Here is a 22263-nt window from a genome sequence, read left to right as displayed (position 1 = left end):
TCGTCTGCCGATGGCGTGCCCTGCTGGCGGGCCACCCTCTGAGGTGGCCCTTTCATTGCGCCATTGCGCTGATGCAGGTCTGTCAAACGCCGAGATAAAAAAATGCCCAGCAGTGGAACGCTGGGCACTGTGAGGAGGGAAGCTGACGGGAAACGGCAATGGGTGGCAATGGGTGGCGATGGGTGGCGATGTGCGGCACTGGGCAACGATGGGCCCCGATGCAGGTCCAACGACAGAAGCCGACGCCGGTCTGCGTTCCCTCATCCGCCGATCAGCGCATGATCAACCACCGGAGCCTTGCTGCGGTTCACGCAGGAAGATCTCCACACGCCGGTTGCGTGCACGGTTCTCCGCTGTGTCGTTGGAGACCATTGGCTCACGCGAACCACGGCCGGCCACTTCGATTCGATGACCCTGCACACCCCGGTCGATCAGGTAGTTGCGAACGCTCTCGGCGCGGCGCAAAGACAGCGGGTCGTTGATGGCGTCCGTCCCCGTGTTGTCGGTGTGACCGATCACCCGCACGATGGTGGCCGGGCCACTGCCCAGACCGTGGGCAAACCCGTCCAGCACCGGACGCAGGCGCGGCTCCAGCGCGGCGCTGTTGGTAGCGAAGGAGATGTCGCTGGGCACGTCCAGCTTCAGCTGGTTGTCGGCCGTACGGGTGACCTCCACGCCGGTGCCCTGCGTGGCCTGCTCCATGGCTTGACGCTTCTCTTCCATCCGGCGCGACCAGATGTTGCCCGCGACGGCGCCCAGAGCGCCCCCCACCACCGCGCCAGTGCCGGCCCGTCCACCCGTGGCGGAGCTGATCACGGCACCCGCCACCGCACCGATGGCAGCGCCGCCCGCCGTGCCACGTTGGCGTTCATCCATGTTGGCGCAGCCTGCGAGCAGGGCCACCAGCAGAGCGGCGCATGCGGCACCTTGGGGACGCCGGGAGGTGTGTGTGAATCGCATGTAGATATCTCCTTGCTTGTTCAATGAGACCGCCTACTCAACGCAGGCGAAGGTCTCCGACCGAGTATCCCCGGTCAGGATCGCTCAGTGGCAAAAACCAGGCCCGGTCGCTGAACGATGTGGGCGAACGCCGGCTCTTCGGGTGGGACGATCTGGGTGCGATTGCAAGGTCGGCACGGTTGCGCAGACGAAGCTCGTCAACCGTGGCTGGAAGAAGGGGACACGGAGACTGCACAAAGTTGCTAGTGCATGAGGGGTGGTGGCCTCCATCGGCTATTCGTGGCTTCGGGGCCCATTCCTAGCATGGAGGGCAATGCAACTGCCACTGGGGCAACATCATGTGGAGAGAAGAAATGGATCGTGCGGTCGGGCCCGCACCGCGTGCCAAAGCTGCGGCTGTTTCACCGCTTCCCGCAGAGGTCCCGCTGGCATGGGCGTCTGCTGGCGGGGCGGCCAGGAGCGACCCCGCTCCCAAGGCCTCGCAGTCAGCGGCGCGTTCTCAACGGATCATGGCCGGGCCGCAAGCGAGCGCTGTCTTTGTGCCGCCGGCTGAAGAATTCACCATCCCCGAGCTGCGGTTTGCCACCCAGACCATCGTGGATGCCCAAGGGCAGGTGGCGGGCAGTGAACTGCTGTTCCGCTGGAATAGCGCCGATGCCCCTGTCTCGCCGCACCTCGGCGCCTACGCCACAGCGACGGCGCTCTGCAACGCGCTGCTGGATGGTCAATGGCTGACCGAACTCCGGCCCGATGCGCCTGTGGGGAGTCTGTGCGTGAACATGGATGAGCGCTATCTGCTGAGCCCCATGGCCGAAGCCTTGACCCCGGACGTTGGCGTCATTGAGCTGCTGGAGACGATGACACTCACACCCGAGGTGCGGCGACGGGTGCAGGCCTTGCATCAGCGCGGCTACCGCTTCTCGCTCGATGATGTGGAAAGCAGCGATGACCCGCGCTGGGCGCTGGCGGAGTTTGTGGAAAGTGTGAAGGTCGATGTCCGTGCCACTCCGGCGGATCAGCTCGAACCGATGATCCGTATGGCGCGTACCAGTGGGCTGCGTGTGGTGGCCGAAAAGGTCGAGACGGACGAAGAAAAGGCCTGCCTTGTGTCCCACGGGGTGGCGCTTTTTCAGGGCTATGCCATCCAGCGCCCCGTCACCCAGCGGGTGCGGGCGCTTCCCGGTTGCCAGGCGCCGCTGCTGGGGCTGCTGTACGAGCAGGCGCAGGACGGCGCGAAGGTCGAGGCGCTGTCGGTCCTGGCCGAAAGCGATCCTGCCCTGGTGCTTCGCCTGCTGAGACTCCAGGCGCTGCATGCCCCTCGTGAAGTGGCCTTGTCACTGGACATGACGGATGTGCTGGCGAGCCTGCCTCGCCCGGTCCTGGTGGGCTGGCTGACGCAGATGAATGTGGCGGCGGTCCATGGCCGCGGTCGGGAACGTGTGCTGCTGGCGAAGCAGGCGCAGATGCGCTTTTGTGCGCAGTTGCAGTCAGAGCCCGGATGGTCCGTGGCCGCACGGCGTCGGCGACTGTTTGCCCACTACCGGGCGCTGGTCCAGACGCTTTAATCCTTCCAGATCAAGAAATGCCCGAGAGGTGCCTGTCAGGCATTCCTCGGGCATTTTTTTTTCGCACGGTGGATGCGAGCCGCCGACGCCCACAAAAAAGCCCGCCTGGCATTGCGCCAAGCGGGCTTGTGGAGAGGCGGGTTGACGGTTGGTGCGGCGGCCCGTTCAGTCGTCCACCAACCCATGCATACGCGCCACACTGGTGGCCATCGCCCGCGAGTTGACGTTGAGCTTGCGGTAGATGGAGCGTAAATGCTGATTCACGGTGAAGCGGGAGATCGACAGCCGGTTGCCAATGTCCACGATCGGAAGCCCTTCGATCAGCAGGTTCAGCACGCTCCATTCACGTTGCCCCAGCCCCAGTTCCTTGAGCTTCTGGGTCCGGTCCACCTTGGGTTTGACGCCGGTTTCCAGGCTTTCCAGCTTGTCCAACACCAGCCGCGACACCGCCGGGCTCAAGGGGGCGTGGCCGTTGTGGGTGGCAATGATCTTCTCGATCAGCGACGGCTGGATCTCCTCCTTGAGCAGATAGCCGCTGGCGCCTGCCCGCAGGCTGCGCATCACGTGTTTGGAGTCGCCGAAGGTGCTCACCACAATGCTGTGCGACTCCGGGCACTTTTCCTTGATCAACTTGATGAGGTCAATGCCATCGACGTCGGGCAGGCCAAGGTCCACCAGATAGATGTCCGCCCGATTGGCCAGAATGGCCGATACCGCTTCTCCACGGTTGCGGCCGATGCCGACGATCTGGCAGGCACTGCTGGCCGACACGACGTCGATCAGGCGCTGCAGCACGTTGGCGTCGTCTTCAATGATGGTGACGGAAATGGTCATGAGTGTCCCTCTTGACGAATCGAGGTTGGCGTAAACATATGGGGCGCGAGAGAGTCGCCGAGGCGACCCATATCAGAAACGTGTCAGTGGTTAGAACCACCTTCATGTGCATGAACTTCAGCGTTCCACCAGAGACTCGGACAGTGTTTTCTTGACCGGTTTGAGCAAGTAATCCATCACCGTGTGTTTGCCAGTGATGATTTCGGCGGTGGCGGTCATCCCGGGCTGGATCTTGATGGTGTCCGCCAGTTCACCCTTGAACCGCTTGGCATCGATGCGGATGTGCGTGCGGTAGTAGGGCACCTCAGTGCCTTGTGGGGTGCGTTCCGTCAGCGCGTCCGGGCTGATGTAGGTGACTTCGCCCTCCAGCGTCCCGTAGATGCTGTAGTCGAACGCGTCCAGCTTCAGGGTGGCCTTCATGCCAGGCCGGACAAAACCGATGTCCGAAGCCTTCAGCCGCGATTCAATGATCAGATCGTCGCCGGTGGGCAGCAGTTGCATGATTTCGTCGCCCGGCCGCAGCACCGCGCCAACGGTGGTCAGGGTGATCAGGTTCACCACACCGTCCTGCGGGGCACGCAGCTGGGTGTGTTCAACCATGCCACGGCGATCCTCCAGCTGCTGCAGCACGCCGGCCAGGTCTTCCTCGGTTTTGGCCAGTTCGGCCTGCGCGTCTTGCAGGAATTTGTTGCGTCGGGCGGTCACCTGGCCGGCGGCCTCGTTGGCGGTGCGCTGCAGACGAAGGAATTCCACCGCGCTGATATCGCCGCTCTTGAACAGGGGTTCATTCAGGCGCACTTCCTCGGCCGCCAGCCGGGCCGACTTCTCCAGCACGGCAAGGTCTTCGTTCAGCGCCGTCTGGCGGCGCTCATGCAGACGGCGCTGGATGGCGTCAAAGCCCCCATGGCCGCCGCCCTGATACGGCGTGTCCAGCGTCTCCGCGTGCAGCCGAGCCCGCGACGCCTGTAACGCCGCGGCCTTCTGGCTGGCTTCGGCCAGCGCGGCCTTGGGTTTGGTGTCCTTGAGTTGTACCAGCAGGTCGCCTTGGGCAACCGCATCCCCTTCATGCACAAAAATCTGTTCCACGATGCCTCCATCGGCGGCCTGGATGACTTGTGTGCGGGAGGATGCCATGACCTTTCCGGTTGTGCGAGTCACCTCATCAATGCTCGCCTGGTTGGCCCAGAACACACCGGCGCCCAGCGCCGCGACGATCGCGATCATGGTGAAGCGAATGCTGTGAAGCGACTGTGTGGTGAAAGCAGAGTCTTTCATGAGAAGTTCTCCTGGAGTGGGGTCAGGCCACAGCGCTGGGCTGGGCGGACGGGGAGGGCGGCGCCGCCGGGGCGGGCAGGGGGCGCTGGACGACGTTGGGGCTGCGGCACGGGTTCAGCGTCACGGTGGGAACGGGTGGCGGCGACTTGGCGGGTACGGTGGGACGCCCGGTATTACCGGCAGCGGCAGCGGTGGGGACAGCTTTGGCCGTCGCAGGCACCGAAGCGGCGGGCGCCGTCGGCCGCTGCTGCAGCCGCGCCAGGACCTCGTCACGCGGGCCATCCATCAAGATGCCGTTCGGGGTGAGCACCACCACACGGCTCACCAGTGCCAGCAGGGGGAGGCGATGGGTGACCAGCAGCAGGGTGGTTTCCGGCTTCAGCTCCGCCTTGAGCAGGCCCACGGCGGATTGCTCCAGTCCGTCGTCCATGTTGGCGGTCGGCTCGTCCAGCAACCAGAAGCGGCGCTGGGCCAGCAGCAGGCGGGTCAGGACCACCAACTGGCGTTGGCCGCCTGAGAGACCTCGGCCGCCTTCGGTCAACTTGCGGTCCAGGCCCATCGGATGCTGAGAGACGATCGGCCAGAGCCCCGTCTTCTGAGCCGCCTGGATGATCTGTTCATCGCTGACATCGGTCAGCCCAAATGCCAGGTTGTCCCGCAGCGTGCCGGAGAAGAGCCAGGACTGCTGGGGGCAGTAGCCCATGTGCTCGCTGCGCCAGCCGGCATGCAATTGCTGCTGGTCGACACCGCCCAGATAAACGGTGCCCTGCGTCGGCTTGGACATGCCGCAGGCCAGGGACAACAGGGTGGATTTGCCGGCGCCGATGGTGCCGAGGATGGCCACCTTCTCGCCGGAGCGGATCTTCAGGTTGCCGATTTTCAGTGGCTGCTTCTGGCCCGGATAGGCAAACTCCACCTGGTCAAAGGCGATGTCGCCTTCCGGCTGTTCCGGCACCAGCGGACGGGCGACGTCGTGGTTGTCGGTTTCCAATGCATAGATGGCGTCCAGCGCTTTCATCGAGGCTGCGGCATTGCCCAACTGCACCAGCAGGCCTGGGATCGACGCCAAAGGCGACAGCACGCGGCCCGACAGGATGGAACAGGCCACGATGGCGCCCTGGGTGATGTGCCCGTCAATCGCCAGCACAGCACCAATACAGATCAGCGCCACGTAACTCACCTGCTGCATGCCTGCGGCGAGGTAACCGGCGGCGTCGGTTTCGTGCTTGAGCGCCAGGCTTTGGACTGCGTTGGATTCGGAAAGCCCCGCCCAGCGGTTGTCGAAGCGCCAGCCCGCGCCCATGCCCTTGATGGCTTCGGCGCCTTCGATGGACTCCACCAGCAGACCGGTCTTGGCATTGGCGCCGCTCACGTTGCTGGCGCTGAGCCGGGCAATGCGACGGGCCCGCAGCAGGCCGCCGAGCAGGTTGAGCATGAACAGCAGCAGGGCAGGCAGGGCCAGCCACGGGCCGCCGACCACGGCGATCACACCGGCAAACAGCGTGGCCATGGGCAGGTCGAACAACAGGAAGAGGGTGGAGGTGGACAGGATGCTGCGGATGGACTCGAAGCTCTGGATCTGGGAGGCCAGCGTGCCAATCGAGCCGGGCCGCTGATCCTGCCGGATGGCCTGCAGGCGGCTCATCAGCGCCTTGGAAATGCCAACGTCCAGTTGTTTGAGCCGCGGCTCCAGCAAGCCAGTGCGGGCCAGCTTGAGCAGCCATTCCAGCAGGATGGCCAGGGCGACCCCGGCGGTCAGGACCCACAGCGTCTGGTGCCCCTGGCTGGGAATCACCCGGTCATAGACCTGCATGGTGTAAAAACTGATGGCAATGCCGATGGAAGCCAGCACCAGCGACAGTCCGGCGGCTTCCAGGAACAGCGGCCAACTGCTACGGATCTGGCTGAACATCAGTCCGCGGGCCGAGCGGACCTCGGTCTGTATCAAGGAGGGGTCCTCGATGGTGTGCAGGCAGCGGCATTGGTCCATCACCAGCTCATGCCGATGCCCCTGCGCATCCACGCAGCGCCACAGGCCTTCGAGGGTGCGGCCGGTGACCACCAGCCAGCCGGCTTCGGGATGTTGGGCCAGCAGCGGCAGGGCCGCCTGCTGGGGGGCGGTGAGCACCACAAAGCGGACGCTCTCATCCAAGTGGGTGGCGACGCGCCGCACACCCTCCAGGTTCAGGGTCTGCCCGCCCGGGAGGGTGGCCAGCTGTTGCCGGAGGCGGTCTGCGGGGACGGCACGGCCTTTGAGCCGCATCCATTGCTGAAAACAGTGCACCAGAGCAGTGGGTTCCTGCACAGGCGTCGGGGTGGCCGGGGGCCGGGAGGAAAAGAACCAGGGCATGGGGCAACCTTTCTGGAGGGGGATCCACAAGGGATCCGGGACGGATGGGAGATGACGGAGGGAGGCGCGTGTTATTCGCGACTGCCCTGGAGCAGGATCTGCAGGCGGTACAGGCTGGCCCGCTCGTCGATGGCGGCGTCATGCCGGGACTGCCGGGCGGTATGGCTTTCGCGCACCATGTTCAGCAGGTCCAGCCAGGCGCGCTTGCCGGCGGCAAACTGGCGCCGGTAGGAGGCCAGGACCTGATCGCTGTTGTCCGCCGTGGTGATGGCATTACGGGCCGAAGCGCTGGCTGCGGCGTAGCGGGTGAACTCCACCTGATAGCGGTTGAACAAGGCCTGCTCGGTGGCCGCCACCGTGGCCTGGGCCGCCTGGATGCGACTGCGCGCAGCGTTCAGGGCGGCAAAACTGCCGAGGCCACCGCTCAGGCTGGCCTGCACCACAACGCCGATGCGCTGGTCGCGCACGGCGCCGGACTGATGATCCATCCGCAGGCTGACCGACGGCATCAGGCCGGCCTTGGACTTGGTCAGTTCTTCCTGGGCCAGATCGACATTGGCGCGCGCAATGGCCATGTCCGGTGAGGTCTGGATGCTGTCGAGGATCTGGGCCAGCGAGGGGGCGGGCGGCAGGTCGCCGTCCAGGGCGTGGGTGAGCAGGTCCGGCACCGGACGCCGGGCCAGCCGTTGCAGTTGCTCCCGCTGGAGCGATGCTTCCAGCCGCGCCTGCGCCAGTTCATTGTTGACGGCGCTGAGACGGGAGGCGGCGAGAGCGGCATCCGAGGTGGTGGCGGCGCCGGCTGCAGCACGGCGCTGGATCATGGCCAGCAGGTCCTGATGCTGCTGCTCCAGCAAGGACAGGCTGGCTGCCCGCTGGCGAGCCTTGACCCAGTCGGCCCAGAAGGTGACCAGATTGATCTTGAGCTGCAACCGTGCGGCGGCCAGTTCCTGATGACTGCTTTGAACGGTGATACGTGCCGCGCGGAGGTTGGCCGTCAGGGCCCCGCCGGTGTAGAGCGGCTGCTGGAGGCGCAGCACATTCACATAGTGGCCGGACCCCGCCGGCTCACGGCTGAAGCTGGGGGTGGGGCCGAACTGCCACTTGGCAGCAGTGACCCCGTCTTCCGCGGCGGCGATCTGCGCCTTGGCACGCTCGACGGTGGGGTCCCAGGTCAGGGCCGCTGCCAGGAAGTCATCCATGTCCGCGCCCCAGGGCCGGAGCGTTGCACCTGCGTCCGTCCCTGCGGGTGCAGAACTTTCCTGGCCGGTCGGTGTACTCGCGGCCTCGGCAGGCGCTGGCGGCAGGGCCGTGGCCGAGATCGCCACGGGAATCAGGCTGAGCCCGCTGGCCAGCACAAATGGAAGCCACCGGTAGGGGCGGCTGGAAACCGGGGTTTGGGTAGCGCTGACGCTCGATGAAATCACACGGGTGGTTGCCATTTGGAAACTCTCTTGGCTGGGGTGTGTCGAGAGTTTCGAGCGCCGGTTCGCAGGGCAACAATAGCATCGATGTGCTAGTTAAAAGCAAGGCATGGGGTGTCTGCGGGGGCGGTGGCGACTTTGACTAGCAAGTTTTTGCAATCTCCCCTCATTCATCGCAGTCCAGACCCTGTCATTTGAGGGTGTGCTGCCATGGAATGGGGGTTGCCGATGAAGCCTGAACCCTTCCTTCCCCCGTTTGCGCCCCCGACCCTCCATTCCGAGGAGACGCTATGAACACCGCCATCCCCAGAGAGAGGGAGGCGTTGGCCGGCCGGGGCCGGGAGTTGCTCGGTCAGTACTGCAAAAAATTGCTAGTACGCAACAAACCTTTGGTATTTCCGACGGGTTTGTGGCAAAGCGCTGCTATCCAAATCTGCAGTGGGGATTCATAGAATTTTCGCATCGACCCCATCTGCTGAATATTCGGATCGGCGCTTTTATTAAATCGCCAAACTTAATTCTCAGTCGTAGTTTTGTCCGCTGAACTGAAATTGGCGAGTGAAGCGCCTGGATATTCAATGTCCATGCGCGTCTTATTCGCGGTTTGAGCTCTGCTTCAGCTGATCGGGATGTTTCGGTGTCGCCGGTTCGTAGCCGCGCCGCCACCTCGACTTATCAAGCGCCATGACCAACACCTTCCGCTCCCTCCTCAGCGCCGAAGCGCTCCTGAAACCCGTCCGGAAGGCCGTTCGTGGCCGCAAGCCGTCAGACGCGGAAGTGGACGCTGGTGTGGACGCCTCCGCAGACGTCGCCAACTTCCCGGAAGACGCGCCCCCGGTGCGGGATGATCACCTCAACAGTGACCCGATGTCGGACCCGTCCATGCAGCCGGGCCTGACAGACCTTCCGGCTGAAACACAGCCGGAGCCATTGTTCGAGCCCCCGCGTGAGCCCCTTGCCGCCGCCGCGGAGGCCACTGTGTCTTCTGGTGCCCCGCTTCCAGCCTCTCTCCAGGCCCCTGCAGACGCGCTGGAAGCCTCCCGCCCGACCGAAGACGACCGCGACCGCGGCGGGCTCCTATGGGGGTTGGCCGCTGTGACCGGTGCCACCGGCCTTGCCTTGTTGGGTCGCGGCAGCGGTGCACCGGTGCGAGACATCGCTGCACTCGACCCTTCCGCAGGCCTTCCAGGCGCGGCCAACCCCGACCAGCCTGGCGCCGGCGCGGGCCCCCAGCATCCGGACGCCACCACCGATCCCACCACACCCACCACCCCGTCCATCCCCGTGCAGCCGCCCCCCAACGCCGGGCGCCTGCTGCTGCGTCTGCATACCGACACCGGCGCCAGCGCCCTGGACACCATCACCTCGGACGGTGCGCTCACGCTCCAGCTGGAAGGCCAGGACGCCGGGACCGAGGTCCGCTATCAACGCTCCTCCGATGGTGGGGTGACCTGGCAGGACTGCGGCGACACGCTCCAGTGGCTGCCAGATGGCCGCCACCTGTTGCGGGCCGTGGTCAGCAACGCTGCCGGTGAATCCGTGACCTCGTCCGTGGGCGTCACGGTGGACGGCGAGGCTCCGACGGTCCACGACCTGCAAGTCCAGGGGAATGCCGAACCAGGAAGCGTTCAGTTGTCCGTGGGGCCGTTGGAGACCGGCGCCACCGTTCATTACGAGCTGTCACAGGACCAAGGCCTCACCTGGCTCCGTACGGGCGCCACCCAGCCGGGCCTCCTGGACGGGCGCTACCTGTTCCGTGCCGTGGTGACCGACCTGGCCGGCAATCAAAGCATCACGAATGTCCAGACCTTCACCATCGACACCGAGGCGCCCGCAGTCCAGGCGCTGCAACTGCGCAAGGTGGGTGAACAGGGGTGGAGCAGCCTTTCCCCCCTCAGTTGCACCGGCGATGTCAACCTGCTCTTGACGCTGAGTGGCGACACCACCGCGATCTATCAGCACTCGTCTGACGGTGGTCTCACCTGGACCCCCGTGGACGCCACCGTCCGCGGCCTGCCGGAAGGCCTTCACAGCTTCCGTGCCATTCTTCAGGATGCTGCGGGCCACCAGACCGTGCTGGATCCTGTCTCCCTCACTGTGGACACCACGCCACCGGACACTGCCATTCTGAATGCATTGGTACCTGGCGGCAGCGGCAACATCAATTCCGGCTACCGCTCCACCACCGGCACTTTCGATTTGGCGGTCTCGTCCTTCTCGGGCCAGGCTCGGGTCAGTTATGAAGTGCGGCTGGACGGCACCACCCAATGGTTGCCTTGCGGCGCTGTGGTCACCGGGGCGCTGGACGGCCGCTATGAGGTTCGGGCCACCTTCCAGGATCCGGCCGGCAATCGCAGCTACTCCAACATCATCCAGATCGAGGTCGACGGCCAACGTGCCGGTGCCGGTTCCATTGGTCTGGCCAACTTCCTGGATACCGGTACCTCGGCGCTGGATCGCATCACATCGGATGGCACCTTCGACCTCGTGCATCGACCCGCCGGCTCCGTCAGCGCCATCCAGTGGCAGGTCAGCAACAACCTCGGTGCCAGCTGGCGCAACACCACCGCCAGTCAAAGCAATCTGCAGGACGGACGCTACAGCTTCCGTGCCCTGGTGACCGATGACCAAGGCACCGTCTACACCACCCGCACCATCGACATGCTGATGGATGCGCAACCGCCCAGCGTGCCAACGCTCAACCTGCTCAATCTGGACGATACGGGCGCGTCATCCACCGACCGTGTCACACAAAACGGCCAGTTCAGTCTGTCGATCACCGATGTGGCGCGGTCCGCGACAGGGGTCATCGAGGTCTCTCAAGACGGGGGCCGGACCTGGAATGAAACATCCACCCAGCAGGATCTTTCACCCGGCAGCTATCTGTTCCGCCCGGTGGCCATCGATGCAGGCGGCGGCCGGGCCATCGGTGCAGAGGTGGCTGTCACGATCGACCGCCAGGCGCCCCAGGCAGGCCCGCTGCAGTTGGCCGACTTCACTGACACCGGTCTGGCGGGGGACCGCCTCACCGCCGATGACAGTTTCACCCTCACGCTGCCCAGCCTGGAACCCGGCGCCACGCTGCGGTTCCTGCACTCCTCCGACGGTGGGCTCACCTGGAACCCGACTGCGGCCCTCCAAAGCGACCTGGCCGAAGGTGAACATGGGTTCAAGGCCGAGGTCACCGATCTGGCCGGCAACACCACGCTGGGACAGGTCGTCTCGGTGACCATCGACCGCACCCCGCCAGAGGCCGGATACCTGCAATTGACCGCCCATCCCGGTGACGGCCTCGAGCTGCAGTGGCAAGGGGCGGAGTCTGTCGAGACGGTGGCGTACCAGGTGTCTGTCGATCAGGGGCAGCAGTGGCTGCCGGTCTTGTCGCATACCGACGCCCTTCCGCCCGGGGACTATCTCTTCCGTGCGGTGGTGACCGACGCCGCAGGCCATACCGCCACCACGGAGATCGTGGCGTGGAAGGTGGAGGCGTCGGAGGGCACGACGGTTGGCATGTCGCCGCCGGAAGCCTTCATCGTGCCAGACCCGCTGACGGGAACTCAAGCCTTTGATGCCACCGAGGCGACCTGGGCCCAACTGCTCGCCAACACAACGACACCCCATGCCCTTTCGGCCCCAACGGTCCACGAGGTGCTCTAAGTCCACCAAAGTCCGCGAGGCCAACCAGACCTTGGCCTCATTCCCTCTGCTTCTTTGATTCCATCCAGGCCGTGGTCTCGCTCCGGGGAACGGTCGCCATGCAGGAGCTTCTCATGTTCAGCGAAATCCGCACCCCTTTGACATCTGCCCCGAAGCGTTCCAACGGCAACGCCACCCCCACCCCCGCTTCGGCTTCCGCCTCACTCGCCACCTCGACGCTGATGCCCGCCGCGCGTCCGGGCGGCGCGGCCAGCCCAGTTGCCGTCCTGCGGCTCACGCCGGCCGGCAACGACCCGCAGGTTCAGGTCGAACCTGCCGTAGCGACATTCCCCACCCCGTCCCCGCAAGCTCGAACAGGCCGTCCCATCTCCCGCAGCGCCGACCGCCGCTTTGCCCTGCACGACATCGCCGATGACCATGGCCGGGTGCAGGGGCGCGACCTGTTGTTCCGCCTGGACAGCATGCACCAGCCGTCCACCGACGGACAGGCGCTGGACCATGTGAGTGGATCGCTGGCCAATGCGCTGCTGGATGCTTATGCCGCCAACAGCCTGCCGGTCGGGCGGCTCTTCGTGCCCATGGGCGAGACCGCTTTGCGATCTTCGGTGGCCGAAGCGGTCACGGCCGGCATCGGAGCGATCCTGCTGAAGCCGGATCTGCCCATCAATACCAATGTCTTGATGCGTGTGGCTCAGTTGCGAGCGTCCGGTGTGCGCTTCAGCATTGACGGCATCACCAGTGAACACGACCCCCGCTGGCTGTTGGCGCCCTACGCCGAGTCTGTCCGCCTCAACCTGGAAGGCACCCCGCCGGAGCGGCTCAACGCCCTGGTGGCGCGAGCCGATGCGGACGGCCTGGAGGTGATTGGCAGCGGTGTTCAGTCCATGATGGGCTATCAGCGGCTGGAACTGCTGGCGGTGACTCAATTGCAGGGACCCTTCATCAGCCCTCCGATGGACTTGGTGGTGCCAGCGCTTCCCGGTTGTGATCGACTTGCGCTGCAACGCGCCAGGTCGCTGGTGGCCAGCCGGGTATCGATGGAAGCGGTGGCGGTGCCGCTGGCCTCGGATCCCGCGCTGGTCATGCGCTTGCAACTCCTGCATCGGCTGTATGGCGTGGTGCGATGCCCGGAACCCGGTTCGCTGGCGGCGCTGCTTCAGTCGCTGCCGTCCGGTGTGTTGGCGGCATGGCTGGAGATCCTGAGCCGCACCGCCTGCCATGACCACCACGTGCACTGGGTCCACTCGGTGAGAGACCAGGTGGAGACCTATCGGCGGTCCCTGCGCAGCCGTTGTCATGCGGACGATGCCGAGGCGCTGCAGGACTCCGTCTGGGTGTTCCTCAAGCGTTTGAGCAGCCCCACCCACTATCTCAAGACCTTGCGCTATCCGGCCTGATCGACGTCAGGGGCCCCTGGTCCACCGGAGGGGGCCCCGGGCTGAACCAGCGGCAAGACAGCCCAGGTGGTGGCTCCGTTTTCGTTGAGCTGAAACTCATAACGTCCCCCCAGGCTCTCCATCCGCTCGCGCATGTGGGCCTGGCCCATGCCGGTGGAGGTCCCGAACGCTGGGCGTTGCGGGAGTTGAGGCGACAAGGCGGAGTGGCCGTTGTCGCTGATGCAGAGCGTCAATTGCGTGTCGGTCTGCTCCATCTCGATGCGCACTCGGGACGCATTGGCATACTTCAGGGTGTTGGCCACGGTTTCTTCCACCACCCGCAACAGGTCTCTGGCGGCATCGTCCAGCATCACGAATTCCTGGCCGGAGGGGATGTCGTATTCCAGTTGGAAGTTCTTGCCACTGAGCAGGGAATCCAGGTTGACACAGTAATCAAACAGGATGTTCTGGAACTCCCGTTCCTCCCGGTGCGGGCTGTTGGACACCAGGGCCCGCACCCCCTGCAGCAGCTCCATCAGGCTTTGCTCCAGCTGCGCGGGGTTCACGTGGCCGTCGCGCACGCTGAACAAGGTGGTGACCAGCCTGGAACCGATCCCATCGTGCAACTCGCGGTAGAGCCGGTCCCGTTCCTCCTGGGCCGCTTCACGCCGTTCGAGATCGCTCTGCCGGTCATAAGCCAGGGCGAGCTCCAGCTCCCGCCTGCGCAAGCTGTCCGCCAGGATGCGGTTGGCCTCCCGTACCCGTTGGGTGCTTTCCCCATACTTCAGCAAATGCACCCGTGCCATCACGATCAGCAGAGGCGGCAAGGCCAGGTGCGTCAGGTACATCGGTGTGCCCACCAGGCGCAGCAAGGAGCCGGGGGCGGCGTCACTCAGTGGGCCGATCTGATGGGCCATCACATGGAAATCGTGGAAGATCAGCAGAGCGGCCAGACCGAGCAGCACCAGCAGCACCATCGCCGGTCGGTGGCGCGTACGTCGTACGTACCGCAACAGGCGCCACAACGCCCAGGCCTGGGGCGGCAGCATCAGCCAGATCCAGACATGGGCCAGGTGGACTTCGCCTTCGCTGCCCAGAAACGGCGACACCACCGCCGCGACCGACGACGACAACGCGACCAGCCCCGCCATGGGTCGGGTCAGGGGTTCGTTAATGAAGCGCAGCACAAAGATGATGGTCAGCGCATTCAAGGCGCCGGTGCACGCGTAAAAGCCCCATAACCACGCGTCACGCCAGGACGGCGGTAAGTGCACCCAGAGCGACAGTGTGTAGACAATGAACCAGAACATGGCCACCGAGCCGACCAGGCCGAAGGTGGTGTCGCTGCGGTTGACCACCCACACCCCCAGCATGAACAGACCGGCCAGCAGGCAGAACGCTTTGGACGCATTCGCCAGCGAGCCGCCGACAAAGTCCAGCACCTCGGTGATGAAGGCCACGTTGCCTACATTGCCGACATAAATGGGGGAAAAGGTCAGATGAGGTTCCCAGCTGGTGTAGTCGATGACCAGATGGTTGGGCCCGTTGGCGCGTAGCAGCTTGGCTGGCAGCGGCACCATGATGGGGCGAAACCACATGAAGCGGTCGTCGGCCGTGGAGCGGGGGAAGCCATCCAGCCAGACTCCATTCAAATACACATCCACACCGTGGACCGACTGGCTGATGAGAATCGCCTTGTTGGGCCCCCGGAGGTTGATTTCGCGGTCGCCCTCCAACTGCTCGTTGTAGCTGTCCGTCGGATCCAGAAACGGCTGGAGGTCGATCAGCAACCGGGCCTTGCGCAGGGTGGCAGGCCCTTGCTGATGGTCGACGATGGGCAGCGGGGTGTCCGTGCTGCTGTCCAGCAGGGGGCCGTTGAACCGCAGGGCTGCCGGATCGTCCGGCGGGACGGTGCGGAGTTCATAGCGCTCGGCTTTCGGGATGGTACGGATGGCTGACAACTGCACCGTGATGTTCCACAACATCAGGCCGATGAAGACCAGCAGGGCGCTGGCCGCCAGCAGGGGCGCCCACCAGAATCGGTCCAGGGCCGCTTGCGCCTCCGGCGGCATCTGGTTGAAAGAGGGAACCGTCGACATGACACCTCCCGGACATTCTGAGCACCCCCCGCCCTCGCGTGGGCGGGGGCCTTGCCGCCGTGGGTCGGCGGCCTCCCCCGCGCGCAGCGCGAGGGGCTCACCCCATCAATGCAAAGCCAGGTTGAGCTGATCGACCACTTCCGCCCAGTCTGCATCTTCCAGCAGCAGGTCCTTGAGCAGGCGGGCCTGAGAAGGCGTCCAGAAGGGCGCTTCGGTAATCTTGACCTCATTGGCCAGCGGCCGGTGCTGATCGATGAAGTTGCGAATGTCGCCTTCGGACGAAGGCAGACCCAGCTGGTCAAAAAGTTCGGCAAAGGGATGGACACTTGGTTCCATGCAAGACTCCCGGTCTGTCAGTTCTTTGAAGAGGGTGCTGCACCTCTCGCACGAGGGGCCTTGTCTCAAGGCTAACATCATGCCCGGGTCTCCCATGGAGTGACGATGACAACAGGCCAGGATCAGCGACAGCCCGTACCGCCCGCCAGTGACGCGGGGGACGAGGCTCGCCTCAGATTGGCCGGCAGCCGCCTGCGCCATTTCCATGTCTGCGCTTTTTTCAACAGCCGCGAGGAAGAGCATCAGGTGCTGGGTCCTTTCTACCGGGATGCGGTCTTGCAGGGGGAACGCAACCTGCACATCCTGGATGAGCGCTCCATGTCGGCCCACCGGGCGCATCTCACCGCCGGGGGCATGGACGTGCCGGGCTGCGAAGCCTGCGGCCAACTGGTCCTGATGCCCTGGCATCATGCGTATCTGGACGATGCGGGCCGCTTTGACCGTCAACGCATGCTCACGCTGGTGGACCAGGTCACGCGGGAAGCCAGTGCGCCTGGGTCCGCCCGGGTGCGGGTGATGGGCCAGATGGACTGGATCGTCAAACCGACCGTGGACCGCACCGAGGTGATCGCTTATGAAGCGGAAGTGAATGAGGTGCTGACCCGCCACCAGCAGCCCGCCATCTGCGTGTATGACATTGCCACCCTGGACGGGGCGATGATGATGGACCTGCTGCGCACCCATCCGCTGACCCTCATCGGCGGGGCGCTGCGCGAAAACCCGTTCTACACCCCGCCGGCCCAGATGCTGCGAGAGCTGGCCGCCCGCCGGGACAAGCTGGCCGACGAGCCACATCCGCCGGTGCGGCTTGCGTTGATGTGATGGATAAACATGTGGGAACAGCGTGTTGAGACGGGCCGTCCGGCGTCTGCGGCGGATGAGGCCCTGAGGGATCTGATGGGGTTGCTGGCGCTGCCGGCGCTCTGGGTGGGGCGGGATGCGTCCACCGTGCTGCAACTGACCACGGAGGCGGTCAACAGCATCGTCAGCACGGCCGTCTGCCTGGTCCGGGCGCCGCTGGCGCCCGGCGTGGAGCCGACCACCTTGCTGTATGTGGGCGGGGTGCGGGTGGAGGCCGAAGCGGCCTGGGATGATTTCATCCGCTCCTGCCTGCGCATCGACGAGGGGCCGGAAGAACCGGTGGGGCTGGGCTCGCCTTTGGGCACGCTGCGGGTGGTGCGGCTGCACCTGGGCCCGGCGGGCCGATTTGGTGGCCTGTGGTTTGGTTCGTCGCGTGCAGACTTTCCGTCCATGCACCAGAGTGCCTTCATGCGCGCCGCAGCCACCCTGGCCGGGACCGGCCTGCATGCGGCCCGGCTGGATCAGGAGCGCGAGCGTGCCGCCCGGGCCAAGGACGAGTTCCTGGCCATGCTCGGCCATGAGCTGCGCAACCCGCTGGCGCCGATTTCCACCGCTTTGCATCTGATCAAGCTGCGCAATGACGGCCTCGGCCGCGAGCACCAGATCATCGAACGTCAGGTCGGGCATCTGTCCAAGCTGGTGGACGATCTCTTGGACATTACCCGGATCACCCGTGGCAAGGTGGAGTTGATCCACGAGCCGGTGGTGGTCGAAGCCTTGCTGACGGATGCCATCGAAGGGGTGAGCCCTTTGCTGGAAGAGCGCCAGCAGGTGCTTCACACCCACTTTGCGGTTCCGCCCGACGTGCAGTTGATGGGCGACCCGGGCCGCCTGCGCCAGGTGCTGGTGAACCTGCTCAGCAATGCGGCCAAATACACGCCGGCCCATGGCCAGGTCAGCATTCGGGCGGACGTGGCGGATGTGCCGGACCGCTTGGGGGCCGACCAGGTGGTGATTGAGGTCAGCGACAACGGGGTCGGCATTGACCGGGAGTTGCTGCCCCGCATCTTTGAATTGTTTGAACAAGGGGCCACCACCCTGGACCGGGCCAAGGGCGGCCTGGGCATCGGTCTGGCCATCGTCAAGCAATTGGTGGACCTGCATGGTGGGCAGGTCCAGGCCTTCAGTGACGGCGTGGGGCAGGGGGCCCGGTTCCAACTGCGGCTGCCGGCCGTGCGGCGGTCCTCCAGCGGCACTGCCACCGCTTCGGAAACCGGTCTCCGTCTGAGCCCGGGCCTGCCGGCCCGCATTCTGGTGGTGGACGACAACCGGGATGCCGCTGAAACCCTGGGCATGGCCCTGCGCTACAGCGGGTACGAGGTGGCGATCACCACCTTGCCGCAGGAAGTGGCGGGGCTGCTGAGCCGTCAGCACTTTGATGTGGCGGTGCTGGACATCGGCATGCCGGTGATCGACGGTTATGAACTGGCCGCCCAGATTCGCACCCACATGGGCGACCGGGCCCCCTGGCTGATCGCGCTGACCGGCTACGGGCAGTCCTCCGATCGGGAGAAGGCCCTGTCCAGCGGATTTGATGAACACATGGTCAAGCCCATCGACCTGGAGCGGCTGATCCAGACGCTGGAGCGCCTGACCCTCCGCCCGTCCCCCCTAGAATCCCTCTGAACTTCTGCGCACCTGCGCTCATGTCCTTGACTGGCTCCTTTCACGTCTCCCCTTCGACCGGTGTTCCGACGCCGACACACATCGCCGTTCTCGACGATGAGCCCGACATCACGCTGCTGCTGTCGGGCTATCTCGGCACGCATGGCTTCCGGACGACTCAATTGCACAGCGGCCGGGCCTTGATGGAGCTGATGGCCAATGACCCGCCGCAACTGGTGCTGCTGGATCTGGGCCTGCCCGGAGAAGATGGTTTTGCCATCGCCCGGCAGTTGCGGGAGCATTGGCGCTGCGGTCTGGTGATCGTCACCGGGCGTGGGGATGCCGTGGACAAGGTGGTGGGTCTGGAAATTGGTGCGGACGACTATGTCACCAAGCCGTTTGACCTGCGTGAGCTGGTGGCCCGGGTCAAGGCGGTACTGAGGCGCTTGCAGGCCGAGCCGGCACAGGGGCCGGCGGCTGTGGCGACGTCCACCACGACGGGGGTCCCGACACCGGCGGAAGACGCGGTCGACCGGGATCTGCTGCACTTCGAAGGCTGGTCCCTGGATATCGCGGCCCGCCGTCTGAATGATCCGAACGGTGGTGAAGTGATGTTGACCACCGGGGAATTCGACCTGCTGCTGACGTTTGCCCAGCATCCGGGCCGGGTTCTGTCACGGGATTTCCTGCTGGAACGCACACGCGGCCGCGAATCTTCGCCCTTTGACCGCACGATCGACGTGCAGGTGGGGCGTTTGCGGCGCAAGCTTGGCACCGACCCCAATGACAGCAGGTGGATCAAATCCATTCGGGGGGCCGGTTATCTGTTTGTCCCCCGCGTCACCACCTCGCGTGGACAGCCATGAGTGGATCTCTCTCCGACGCGCTCGCTGCAGCCCCTCTGCCTCCCGGCATTGATGCAACGACGGTGTTCCGTTCCCTGTTCGTGGCCTCCCCGGACGGGATTTTGCTGGTGGATGCGCAGGGGGCGATTCTGCTGGCCAGTCCGTCGGCCGAGCGGCTGCTGGGCTATGAGTCCGGCGCGCTGAACGGGCTGCACATTGAAGCGCTGGTGCCAGACAGCATCCGGCCGCGCCATGCCGAATTCCGGGAGCGTTACGGTCACGCCCCGCGCGCCCGGCCCATGGGCACCCAGATGGAGTTGGTGGCCAAACGCAAGGACGGCACCGAGGTGATGGTGGAAATCGCCCTCAGCCCGCTGCAGTCCCATGGGCTCCCCTATGTCATGGCCTCGGTGCGTGGCATTGGAGAATACCCCCGGGTGCGTCAGGCCCTGCAGCGCGCCCGTTGCAGTGAGCATCTGGCCCAACTGGGCAAGCTGGCGGTTGATTCGCGGGATCCGCAGGAAATTCTGGGTCAAGCCCCCGCGATCGCGGCAGAAGCCCTGGAGTTGCGTACCGCCATGCTGTATCTGCTGGATCCAGGCCGCACGCTGTTGCGCCTGGCCGGGGGTGTGGGTCTGGGGGCGGATGAAGTGCTGGGGGCCAGCACGGCATGGCGCGCCGACTCACCGGAAGGACTTGTACTGACCGGATCGCAAGCGCTGATGGTGGAAGACCTGCGCCATGAGCACCGGTTCCCGGTGGAACAAGCCTTGCGGCTGGGCCGGCTGTCACTGCTGTCCGTCCCGGTGTCGGACCGCGGCAAAGTGGTGGGGGCGCTGACCGTCTGGTCCGGGCTGGACCGGCGCTTTGGTGATGCCGAACTGCGTTTCATGGAATCGGTGGCCAATCTGCTGGGTACCTGCCTGCAGCGGGCACAGACCGAAGAAGCGCTGAGCCATTCGCAACGCCTGGAGGCGGTCGGGCAACTGACGGGCGGGATTGCCCACGACTTCAACAACCTGCTGACCGTCATCCAGGGCAACCTGCAAGTGCTGGCGGACCTGCCGGCCGTGACCGACGACGCGTTGGCGCCCCAATTGGTGGCGGCGGCCACCCGCGCGTCGCGCCGGGGGGCGGACCTCACCGGCAAGTTGCTGGCGTTTTCCCGCCGGCAGGTGCTGCAGCCGACCGCCGTGGATGTGGAGGCGTTGCTGCGGTCGCTGGCCGACATGCTCCGCCGCACCCTGGACCAGCGCATCCGCATCCATGTCGATGTCGCGGCCAACTGCCCGGACGTGCTGGCGGATGCGAGCCAGCTGGAATCGGCGGTGCTCAACATTGCCATCAATGCCCGCGATGCGATGCCGGACGGTGGCGATCTGGTCTTTGCGGCTGCCCTGATGACGACTCTGACGCCGGAATTGCGGGAGCAACTCGAACTGAACCCGACAGCCGAGGGGCCGGGTTACGTGCGCATCGCCATCAGCGATACCGGCACCGGCATGCCGGAGGCGGTGAAGGAACGGGCCTTTGAACCCTTCTTCACCACCAAACAGGCGGGGCGGGGCACCGGCCTGGGCCTGAGCACGGTCTATGGGTTTGCCCGCCAGTCGCAGGGGACGGTGTTGATTGACAGCGAGACCGGCCGTGGCACGGTGCTCAGCATCGTGCTGCCGCAGCCGCCCGTGGAAGCGCTGGAAGCGCGCGCCGATCTGCCCGCCGCGAGCGATATCGCGCCGGGCACCCGGGTGTTGCTGGTGGAAGATGATGCCGAAGTGCGGCTGGTCGCCCGACGGTTCCTGAAGGACCTGGGCTGCGGCGTCACGGCGTGTGCCAGCGGCGAAGAAGCCGTGGCCTGGTTGCAGGAGCTGCGGGAACGGGATGAGCCCTTGCCGGCTTGTGTGCTGAGTGATGTGGCCCTGGGGGCAGGCATGCGGGGCACGGAGCTGGCGCGGCAGGTGAGGGACACCTGGCCGGAGATTCGCCTGCTGCTGACCTCCGGCTTCTCGGCCGATCTGCTGCAGGGATCGTCGGATTGGTCCTGGCCGCTGCTGCCCAAGCCTTACAACCGGGCCGAACTGGCCGAGGCGCTCGCCCGCGTACTGCGGGACTGAGCGCCTCCGGGTGCAGGCCCCAGGACCCGGGCCCCAGTGCCCGGGCACCCCGAGATTACTGCAGGCGAGCCGTGCGGGCGGAGGAGCCGCTGATCACATACTTTTCCAGCCGTGCCAGGTCCGGAATGCTGATCTGGCGGCGGCCGCGCTCACCAAAGCGGATCAGTTGTTCCCGGTTCAGGCGGGACAGGCAGCGGCTGACCGTTTCCAGCGTCATGCCCAGGTAGTTGCCCAGATCGGCACGGGTCATGCGCAGCGTGAGTTCATCCGCACGCAGGCCACGCTGGGCCATGCTGCGGGCCCAGGCGCAGAGGAATTCCGCCACGCGCGCTTGCGAAGCGAGCGTACAGACCGACATCAGCGACTCACGCTCGCGGCGGATCTCCGTGCTCATGGCTTCGTGCACCACGGCCATCAGTTCGGGATGGCGGACGCAGCCCTCCAGCAGCGTGGCGTAAGGAATGATGGAGACGTTGCCGGTATCCATGGCGACGGCATCACAGGCGTGGCGGCCATGGGCAATGCCGCTGAAACCCAACCAGTCGCCGCGGAACTTCAGGCTGACGATCTGCTCGCGGCCATCCAGGCTGCGGCTGACCAGCTTGTAGGCGCCGGAGTTGATCAGGAAGACGGTGTTGAAGGGCAGGCCGGAGTGATAGAGCACGTCGCCGGGACGCACGACCTTGGAAGCGGGTTGAACCAGCTCACGCACCGTGCGCATCATTTCCAGCATGCGTTGCTGCGGGTCCTGCAGGGACTGGAAGCCCTGGAAGGGTGTGAAGCTGTCGTGCAGGTCCGAAGCGTCGTCCATCATCGCGCTGGGGCGGCCGGCCACCGGGCGGGAGGTAAAAGCAGACAGGCGCTCGCGCTGCGGAATTTGATGAGAGCGGTCGTGCTGGAGGAGTTGGGCTGCTTCGGACATGATCGTTTCGGTCGTTGAGGTGTTGACACGAATGCTAAAAAGC

15 protein-coding genes are annotated in these 22263 nt (G+C 65.3%); 7 read left to right on the top strand and 8 right to left on the bottom strand.

The window, feature by feature from the left end; translation table 11 throughout:
- Positions 1–282 precede the first annotated feature (282 nt).
- The gene (locus OU995_RS19690; RefSeq protein ID WP_267831750.1) at positions 283–960 is read right to left on the bottom strand and encodes an OmpA family protein; all 678 of its coding nucleotides are present in this window, start codon (positions 958–960) and stop codon (positions 283–285) included.
- 509 nt (positions 961–1469) lie between these two features.
- Here OU995_RS19690 and OU995_RS19685 point away from each other — a divergent pair.
- A complete protein-coding gene (locus tag OU995_RS19685) occupies positions 1470–2525 on the top strand; it encodes an EAL and HDOD domain-containing protein (RefSeq protein ID WP_267831749.1) in 1056 nt (351 codons plus the stop codon).
- Positions 2526–2690: 165 nt separating this feature from the next.
- Here OU995_RS19685 and OU995_RS19680 read toward each other — a convergent pair whose 3' ends face one another.
- The 4 genes from OU995_RS19680 to OU995_RS19665 form a co-directional block, all read right to left on the bottom strand.
- Positions 2691–3359 (bottom strand): response regulator, encoded by a 669-nt coding sequence (locus OU995_RS19680; RefSeq protein ID WP_267831748.1) that lies wholly within the window; start codon positions 3357–3359, stop codon positions 2691–2693.
- A gap of 117 nt (positions 3360–3476) precedes the next feature.
- On the bottom strand, positions 3477–4634 hold the full coding sequence (locus tag OU995_RS19675; RefSeq protein WP_267831746.1) for an HlyD family efflux transporter periplasmic adaptor subunit: 1158 nt from the start codon (positions 4632–4634) through the stop codon (positions 3477–3479).
- A gap of 22 nt (positions 4635–4656) precedes the next feature.
- Positions 4657–6984 carry an ATP-binding cassette domain-containing protein gene (locus OU995_RS19670; protein WP_267831744.1) on the bottom strand — a complete coding sequence of 776 codons (2328 nt, stop codon included), beginning with the start codon at positions 6982–6984 and terminating at the stop codon, positions 4657–4659.
- Between the two features lie 71 nt (positions 6985–7055).
- Positions 7056–8423, bottom strand: a complete 1368-nt coding sequence (locus OU995_RS19665) for a TolC family protein (RefSeq protein WP_267831743.1) — start codon at positions 8421–8423, stop codon at positions 7056–7058.
- Between the two features lie 666 nt (positions 8424–9089).
- Here OU995_RS19665 and OU995_RS19660 point away from each other — a divergent pair.
- Positions 9090–12062 (top strand): Ig-like domain repeat protein, encoded by a 2973-nt coding sequence (locus tag OU995_RS19660; protein ID WP_267831742.1) that lies wholly within the window; start codon positions 9090–9092, stop codon positions 12060–12062.
- Positions 12063–12175: 113 nt separating this feature from the next.
- The gene (locus OU995_RS19655) at positions 12176–13459 is read left to right on the top strand and encodes a hypothetical protein (protein WP_267831741.1); all 1284 of its coding nucleotides are present in this window, start codon (positions 12176–12178) and stop codon (positions 13457–13459) included.
- On the opposite strand, the gene OU995_RS19650 is transcribed toward OU995_RS19655, so the two are convergent.
- Both OU995_RS19650 and OU995_RS19645 read right to left on the bottom strand, forming a co-directional pair.
- A complete protein-coding gene (locus tag OU995_RS19650) occupies positions 13447–15537 on the bottom strand; it encodes a sensor histidine kinase (RefSeq protein WP_267831740.1) in 2091 nt (696 codons plus the stop codon). The two genes, OU995_RS19655 and OU995_RS19650, sit on opposite strands and share 13 nt — an antisense overlap.
- Before the next feature lie 105 nt (positions 15538–15642).
- Positions 15643–15873, bottom strand: coding sequence for a DUF2789 domain-containing protein (locus OU995_RS19645; RefSeq protein ID WP_267831739.1), 231 nt, complete (start codon positions 15871–15873; stop codon positions 15643–15645).
- 105 nt (positions 15874–15978) lie between these two features.
- Between OU995_RS19645 and OU995_RS19640 the strand changes: the two genes are divergently transcribed.
- Genes OU995_RS19640 through OU995_RS19625 form a run of 4 tightly spaced genes read left to right on the top strand, consistent with a single transcriptional unit; the run spans position 15979 to position 21298 of the window.
- The gene (locus tag OU995_RS19640) at positions 15979–16695 is read left to right on the top strand and encodes an MEDS domain-containing protein (protein ID WP_267831737.1); all 717 of its coding nucleotides are present in this window, start codon (positions 15979–15981) and stop codon (positions 16693–16695) included.
- A gap of 9 nt (positions 16696–16704) precedes the next feature.
- Entirely contained in the window at positions 16705–18360 is a 1656-nt protein-coding gene (locus OU995_RS19635) for a hybrid sensor histidine kinase/response regulator (RefSeq protein ID WP_267831736.1), read from the top strand.
- Between the two features lie 20 nt (positions 18361–18380).
- Positions 18381–19205 carry a winged helix-turn-helix domain-containing protein gene (locus OU995_RS19630; RefSeq protein WP_267831735.1) on the top strand — a complete coding sequence of 275 codons (825 nt, stop codon included), beginning with the start codon at positions 18381–18383 and terminating at the stop codon, positions 19203–19205.
- The gene (locus OU995_RS19625) at positions 19202–21298 is read left to right on the top strand and encodes a PAS domain S-box protein (protein WP_267831733.1); all 2097 of its coding nucleotides are present in this window, start codon (positions 19202–19204) and stop codon (positions 21296–21298) included. The genes OU995_RS19630 and OU995_RS19625 overlap by 4 nt, the downstream gene beginning before the upstream one ends.
- A gap of 55 nt (positions 21299–21353) precedes the next feature.
- On the opposite strand, the gene OU995_RS19620 is transcribed toward OU995_RS19625, so the two are convergent.
- Positions 21354–22220, bottom strand: coding sequence for a Crp/Fnr family transcriptional regulator (locus OU995_RS19620; protein ID WP_267831732.1), 867 nt, complete (start codon positions 22218–22220; stop codon positions 21354–21356).
- Between the last annotated feature and the right edge of the window lie 43 nt (positions 22221–22263).

This window comes from Roseateles sp. SL47, assembly GCF_026625885.1.
GTDB lineage: Bacteria > Pseudomonadota > Gammaproteobacteria > Burkholderiales > Burkholderiaceae_C > Roseateles.
The sequence above is the reverse complement of the archived record's forward strand: the minus strand, read 5'-3'. Positions and strand labels throughout refer to the sequence as shown.

Excerpts from the sequence above, each read along its gene's own strand:
- OU995_RS19690 (WP_267831750.1), bottom strand. The coding sequence starts at position 960 with ATGCGATTCACACACACCTCCCGGCGTCCCCAAGGTGCCGCATGCGCC.
- OU995_RS19685 (WP_267831749.1), top strand. The coding sequence starts at position 1,470 with ATGGCCGGGCCGCAAGCGAGCGCTGTCTTTGTGCCGCCGGCTGAAGAA.
- OU995_RS19680 (WP_267831748.1), bottom strand. The coding sequence starts at position 3,359 with ATGACCATTTCCGTCACCATCATTGAAGACGACGCCAACGTGCTGCAG.
- OU995_RS19675 (WP_267831746.1), bottom strand. The coding sequence starts at position 4,634 with ATGAAAGACTCTGCTTTCACCACACAGTCGCTTCACAGCATTCGCTTC.
- OU995_RS19670 (WP_267831744.1), bottom strand. The coding sequence starts at position 6,984 with ATGCCCTGGTTCTTTTCCTCCCGGCCCCCGGCCACCCCGACGCCTGTG.
- OU995_RS19665 (WP_267831743.1), bottom strand. The coding sequence starts at position 8,423 with ATGGCAACCACCCGTGTGATTTCATCGAGCGTCAGCGCTACCCAAACC.
- OU995_RS19660 (WP_267831742.1), top strand. The coding sequence starts at position 9,090 with ATGACCAACACCTTCCGCTCCCTCCTCAGCGCCGAAGCGCTCCTGAAA.
- OU995_RS19655 (WP_267831741.1), top strand. The coding sequence starts at position 12,176 with ATGTTCAGCGAAATCCGCACCCCTTTGACATCTGCCCCGAAGCGTTCC.
- OU995_RS19650 (WP_267831740.1), bottom strand. The coding sequence starts at position 15,537 with ATGTCGACGGTTCCCTCTTTCAACCAGATGCCGCCGGAGGCGCAAGCG.
- OU995_RS19645 (WP_267831739.1), bottom strand. The coding sequence starts at position 15,873 with ATGGAACCAAGTGTCCATCCCTTTGCCGAACTTTTTGACCAGCTGGGT.
- OU995_RS19640 (WP_267831737.1), top strand. The coding sequence starts at position 15,979 with ATGACAACAGGCCAGGATCAGCGACAGCCCGTACCGCCCGCCAGTGAC.
- OU995_RS19635 (WP_267831736.1), top strand. The coding sequence starts at position 16,705 with ATGTGGGAACAGCGTGTTGAGACGGGCCGTCCGGCGTCTGCGGCGGAT.
- OU995_RS19630 (WP_267831735.1), top strand. The coding sequence starts at position 18,381 with ATGTCCTTGACTGGCTCCTTTCACGTCTCCCCTTCGACCGGTGTTCCG.
- OU995_RS19625 (WP_267831733.1), top strand. The coding sequence starts at position 19,202 with ATGAGTGGATCTCTCTCCGACGCGCTCGCTGCAGCCCCTCTGCCTCCC.
- OU995_RS19620 (WP_267831732.1), bottom strand. The coding sequence starts at position 22,220 with ATGTCCGAAGCAGCCCAACTCCTCCAGCACGACCGCTCTCATCAAATT.